Origin of the sequence: Pseudomonas sp. (assembly GCF_050739995.1) — a bacterium.
Taxonomy (GTDB): domain Bacteria; phylum Pseudomonadota; class Gammaproteobacteria; order Pseudomonadales; family Pseudomonadaceae; genus Aquipseudomonas.
Map to the genome: position 1 here is coordinate 1 of NZ_JBOICG010000625.1, position 3,880 is coordinate 3,880.

General features: G+C 60.9%; 4 protein-coding genes. 1 reads left to right on the forward strand and 3 read right to left on the reverse strand.

Going from position 1 to position 3,880, the window contains the following annotated elements; genetic code table 11:
- The first annotated feature begins 130 nt into the window (after positions 1–130).
- Complete coding sequence (gene msrA, locus ACRESD_RS21135; protein WP_431752683.1) at positions 131–826, forward strand: peptide-methionine (S)-S-oxide reductase MsrA; 696 nt, start codon at positions 131–133, stop codon at positions 824–826.
- On the opposite strand, the gene ACRESD_RS21140 is transcribed toward msrA, so the two are convergent.
- The 3 genes from ACRESD_RS21140 to ACRESD_RS21150 form a co-directional block, all read right to left on the reverse strand.
- Positions 827–1,255: a nuclear transport factor 2 family protein gene (locus ACRESD_RS21140; RefSeq protein WP_431752684.1), complete on the reverse strand. Its 429-nt coding sequence runs from the start codon at positions 1,253–1,255 to the stop codon at positions 827–829. It lies immediately after the preceding gene.
- Between the two features lie 108 nt (positions 1,256–1,363).
- Complete coding sequence (locus ACRESD_RS21145; RefSeq protein ID WP_431752685.1) at positions 1,364–2,314, reverse strand: alpha-E domain-containing protein; 951 nt, start codon at positions 2,312–2,314, stop codon at positions 1,364–1,366.
- A gap of 2 nt (positions 2,315–2,316) precedes the next feature.
- Positions 2,317–3,726, reverse strand: a complete 1,410-nt coding sequence (locus ACRESD_RS21150; protein WP_431752686.1) for a circularly permuted type 2 ATP-grasp protein — start codon at positions 3,724–3,726, stop codon at positions 2,317–2,319.
- Between the last annotated feature and the right edge of the window lie 154 nt (positions 3,727–3,880).

Sequence of the window (3,880 nt, forward strand, 5' to 3'; positions counted from 1 at the left end):
ATGTGGGAGCGGGCTTGCTCGCGAAGGCGGTACTTCAAACAACATATTCAGTGCCTGACATACCGTTTTCGCGAGCAAGCCCGCTCCCACATTTTGACGCCGTTTATTCAGTTGTATTGGAGTGACAGTGATGAAGCTGCTCAGATATTTACCGGTTTTCGCTTTTGTTGCATTCGTAGGCCAAAGCTCGGCCTTTCCCTTTGGCGGCACTGAAGACGCCGTGGTGATAGCGCCGCCTGCCTTGGACCTGCCCGCCGAACCGGGCAACCTGCAAACGGCGGTGTTCGCCGGTGGTTGTTTCTGGGGCGTGCAGGGTGTGTTCCAGCATGTACAAGGCGTGAAAAACGCGGTGTCCGGCTACGATGGCGGTGCTGCGAACACGGCCCAGTACGAGTCGGTCAGCGAGGGCAATACGGGCCACGCCGAAGCGGTGTCGGTGACCTACGACCCGAGTACCGTCAGCTACGGCAAACTCTTGCAGATCTACTTTTCGGTGGCCCACAACCCCACCGAACTGAACCGCCAAGGCCCGGACAGCGGCACTCAGTATCGCTCGGAGATCTTTGCGCAGAATGCCGAGCAGCAGAAAGTCGCCCAGGCTTATATCGCGCAACTGGACGCCGCAAAGGCCTTCGACAAGCCAATAGTGACCCAAGTGGAGACGGGCAAGACGTTCTACCCGGCGGAGGCCTATCACCAGGACTTCCTCACCGAGAACCCGTCTTACCCATACATCGTGATCAATGACCTGCCCAAGGTGGCGCAGCTCAAAAAGCTGTTCCCGGATCAATACCGCGCCGAGCCGGTGCTGGTGAAGAACCAGTAGTCAGCCTTTGGCCTTGGCCAGGTAAGGGGCCAGGCGCCGGCCCATCTCGTCACCCAGGGCCTGCAGGCCGCTCAAGGGGCGGATCATCACTTCAAACTCGATGATCTGCCCTTGCTCGTTGAAGCGAATCAGGTCGATGCCCTTGAGCTGCTTGTCGTCCACCCGTGCGCTGAACTCCAGCACCACGCTCAGGCCATCGCCGGTGGCCAGTTCACGGTGGTAGGTGAAGTCTTCGAACACGTTGATCACGGTGTTGAGGATCATCGACACCAAAGGCGCGCCAGGGTAGGGCGTGTGGGCCATGGGCGAGCGAAACACCGCGTCGGGGGCCAGCAGCTCGGGCAACGACTTGAGGTCGCGGGCGGCCAGCATGGCATGCCAGCGTTGCAGGGTGTGGGCAGCGGCGGGGGTGAGGGTCAGTTCGGACATGCTCTGTACCTTTTCTTATGTTGGGAAGGCGTTGCACCTGCCCAACATAAGAGCCGCATCAAAGAGGGGTCAATCACCCGAATTGACAGTTAAGTGACCGTACTGCACTCACACCACTTCCAAGTAGGAGCTGTGAATGGCCCGAGCCAGTTCGCGCACCGTGTCGATAAAGTCGGTGAGGCGGCTATGCAGGCCGTCTTCGAGGATTTCATCGATCCCGGTGTAACGCAGCCGCGCTTCGAACTCCGCCGCCAAGCGTTGCGCGGCGCGCCCATAACTGCCGGGCAGGTCCGCCAGGATGTGGCTCAGTTCCTCGATGCAGGCATGCAATGAGCGCGGTACATCACTGCGCAGAAGCAACAACTCCGACACCGAGCGGGCATTCAGCGCATTCGGGTATAGCTCGGTGTACGCCTCGAACGACGACAGCGCGCGGAGCAGGGCGCTCCACTGGTAATAACCGCGTGCCGACAGGTCGCTGACTTCTTCGGACTCTTCACCAAACATCTCGTATCGCGCGTCCAGCAGGCGCAGGGTGTTGTCCGCGCGCTCGACAAAGGTGCCCAGGCGGATAAATCGATAGGCGTCATTGCGCATGATGGTGCCCGAGGTGGCGCCTCGGAACAGGTGCGAGCGTTGCTTGACCCAGTCACAGAAGTGGCTGATGCCGTGGCGCGCCAGGCCTCCTGTGGCGATGCTGCGCATTTCCAGCCAGGTGGCGTTGAGGTTTTCCCACATGTCAGCGGTGATGCGTCCGCGTACCGCATGGGCATTGCCCCGGGCGGCGCGCAGGCAGTTGTAGATGCTGGCGGGGTTTTCTGCGTCAAGGGCGAAGAAGTGCAGCATGCGCTCGGCGTCCAGCTGCTGGTGGCGTTCGAGGTAGCTGTCCAGGGTGCCGCTGCTGAGCAACGACATCGCCAGTTCGTCCAGGCCATCGCTGCGCCCGGCCTGGGGCATCAGCGACAGCGAATAACTGACTTCCAGCATGCGTGCCAGGTTCTCGGCGCGCTCCAGGTAACGGGACATCCAGTACAGATCTGCGGCGGTTCTACTTAACATACTCAGCCCTCTACCACCCAGGTGTCCTTGGTTCCGCCGCCTTGCGACGAGTTGACGATCAACGAGCCTTCCTTCAACGCCACACGGGTCAAGCCACCCGGCACCAGGCGGGTTTCCTTGCCGGAGAGTACAAAGGGCCGCAGGTCGATATGCCGCGGCGCGATACCGTTTTCGACAAAGGTGGGGCAGGTGGACAGGCTCAAGGTCGGTTGGGCGATGTACGCATGGGGACGCGCCTGGATGCGTTGACGGAAGTCCTCAATCTCGGCCGCCGTGGACGCCGGGCCCACCAACATGCCGTAGCCACCGGAGCCCTGGGTTTCCTTGACGACCAGTTCGGATAGGTTCGCCAGCACGTGGGACAGCTCATCCGGTTTGCGGCATTGGAAGGTCGGTACGTTTTGCAGGATCGGTTCTTCATCCAGGTAGAAGCGGATCATTTCCGGCACATAGGGGTAGATCGACTTGTCATCGGCCACCCCGGTGCCAATCGCATTGGCCAACACCACATTGCCCGCACAGTACGCCGCGACCAGGCCGGGGACGCCGAGCATCGACTCCGGGTTGAACGCCTGGGGATCGAGGAACGCGTCGTCGATGCGCCGGTAGATCACGTCCACGGCCTTGGGCCCGTCGGTGGTGCGCATGAATACCTTGAGGTCGTGCACGAACAGGTCGGCACCTTCCACCAGTTCCACGCCCATTTCCCGGGCCAGGAATGCGTGTTCGAAGAAGGCACTGTTAAAGCGCCCTGGGGTCAGCACCACGACATTGGGGTTGTCCAGGCGACTGGAGCTTTTCAAGGTCTTGAGCAGCAGGTTCGGGTAGTGGTCCACCGGCGCGATGCGCTGCTTGGCGAACACTTCCGGGAACAGGCGCATCATCATCTTGCGGTCTTCGAGCATGTAGCTCACGCCGCTGGGAGTACGCAGGTTGTCTTCCAGGACGTAATAGGTGCCATCGCCGTCGCGCACCAGGTCCACACCGGAGATATGGGAGTAAATGCCCCGGTGCAGGTCCAGGCCGACCATGGCCTGCTGGTAACCCTCGTTGCCCAGCACCTGGTCCGCTGGAATGATTCCGGCCTTGATGATGCGCTGGTCGTGGTAGATATCGGCAAGGAACAGGTTCAGTGCGTTGACCCGCTGGATGCAGCCGCGTTCGATCACGCTCCATTCACTGGCGGGGATGCTACGGGGGATGATGTCGAAGGGGATCAGGCGCTCGGTATCCTGTTCGTCGCCATAGAGGGTGAAGGTGATCCCGGCGCGATGGAACAACAGGTCGGCTTCGCGGCGCCTTTGGGCCAGCAATTCCGGTGGCGTATTGGCTAGCCAACGGGAGAAATCCTGATAGTGCGCACGGCACACGCCGTTAGCGTCATTCATTTCATCAAAGAAAGATCGAGCCATTCCAGTTCCTTGTCAGTGCAGAGGGACGCCCAGAGACATAAAGCAATGCGTGTGCCGAACACCCTGGTTTGTAGTGAGCGGGCTTGCCCCGCGCTGGAGTGCGCAGCGCTCCCGTTTTTTTTGGGGCAGCTACGCAGCCCAGCGCGGGGCAAGC